This is a genomic window from Pseudomonas sp. 5Ae-yellow, assembly GCF_014077575.1.
GTDB classification, from domain to species: domain Bacteria; phylum Pseudomonadota; class Gammaproteobacteria; order Pseudomonadales; family Pseudomonadaceae; genus Halopseudomonas; species Halopseudomonas neustonica.
The window spans coordinates 1-1561 of the sequence record NZ_JACGWE010000103.1 but is presented as its reverse complement, the minus strand read 5'-3'; the positions used below and the strand labels follow the sequence as shown (position 1 = coordinate 1561).

The 1561-nt window shown below is 57.8% G+C and carries 1 protein-coding gene; it reads left to right on the top strand.

Translation table 11 applies throughout. From position 1 onward, the window contains the following. Positions 1-98 precede the first annotated feature (98 nt). Positions 99-1400, top strand: coding sequence for an IS1380-like element ISMaq4 family transposase (locus H4J77_RS19410; protein WP_091812234.1), 1302 nt, complete (start codon positions 99-101; stop codon positions 1398-1400). Positions 1401-1561: the final 161 nt, after the last annotated feature.

Genomic DNA, 1561 nt, shown 5'->3' with positions numbered 1-1561 from the left:
GCCCGGATTTCTCATGAGGGGATAAAAGAAAGCGGCTGAAAGTGCTATAGTTTCAGGACCTTACACCGTTCACCAAGCACCAACAGCCGCTATCCAAAATGGTACCTGAAAAACTGACCTTCTCGCCACTGTCTCGCCGTCAAATTGAAGCCGATTTCTCCGGTGGTCATATCACCTCCGATGCCGGCCTGCTTTTGCTTCGCGAAGTCGACAACCAACACCAGCTCACTCAGCGCCTGGCTACGGTGCTGGACGATGCCCGTAATCCGGTACTGGTTCGCCACAAGCTTCAAACCATGATCCGGCAACGGGTCTTTGGCGTAGCCGCCGGATACGAAGATCTGAACGATCACGAAACGTTACGCGCTGACCAGGCACTTCAGACCGCGACTGGCGAAGCGGCCATTCTAGCGGGCAAATCAACACTGTGCCGAATGGAGCAGCGCGTGGACCGGCAGGCCGTGGTCAAGGCCCACGAACTGCTGTGGCATCACTTCATTGAGCAGCACGACGCCCCACCCAAGGAAATCGTGCTGGACTTCGATGGCACCGACGTTCCGGTGCATGGCGACCAGCCCGGCAAGTTCTTTAACGCCTACTACGATCACCATTGTTACTTCCCGCTGTACGTGTTCTGCGGCCGTCACCTGTTGGTGAGCTACCTGCGCACCAGCAATCGAAGCGACAGCCGCCATAGCTGGGCCATTCTGGCCCTGCTGGTGAAGTTCATCCGGCAGTACTGGCCGGATACCCGCATCGTGTTCCGGGGTGACAGCGGCTTTTACCGTCCCCGATTGCTGAGCTGGTGCGACCGGAACAACGTGGACTATCTGGTCGGCATCAGCAAGAACAGCCGGCTGCTCAAGGAGGTAGACGTACCCTCGATGCTGGTTCGCAAGGCTCACAACGAACTGGGTGAAAAAGTCTCCGCCACCTACCGGTTCCAGTACCAGGCCCGAACCTGGAAACACCCCCGCTGGGTGATCGCGCGTCTGGAGGAAGGCGAACTGGGTGCCAACCCCAGGTTCATTATCAGTTCCCGTTACGACGACGGCGTTAAACTCTACTACGAGCAATACTGTGCCCGGGGTGACATGGAAAACCGGATCAAGGATCAGCAGTTGTGTCTGTTCGCAGATCGCACCTCCAGCACGCGGTGGTGGACCAATCAGTGGCGGTTGCTCCTGTCGGGCTTTGCCTACACGCTGTTCGAGCGATTACGGGCCCACTTGAAGAAGACGCCCTTCGAGAGAATGAGCGCCAGTAACCTGCGGCTGAAGCTGATCAAGGTGGGCGCGGTCATCATTCGCAACACTCGGCGCATACGGGTGTTGATGAGCGATGCCTATCCTTACAAAGACGAACTCTCTGACCTGGTGCGTCAACTGGTTCCGGGATAGAAGCCCGGGCTCCCCCGGCCCGACTCAATGGGGGAAAGGGGGCCGTGTGTCCGGACAACAGGAATTGATCGATTATTGATCAGTCACGGCCGCCAATGAGCGGTAATGGCGGTAACCCGCACAGTCTGCGAGACTTGCTGGGGACCTATGAGAAATCCGGG

Bases quoted from the DNA above. Each gene is read 5' to 3' on its own strand.
- H4J77_RS19410 (WP_091812234.1), top strand. From the start codon at position 99: ATGGTACCTGAAAAACTGACCTTCTCGCCACTGTCTCGCCGTCAAATT.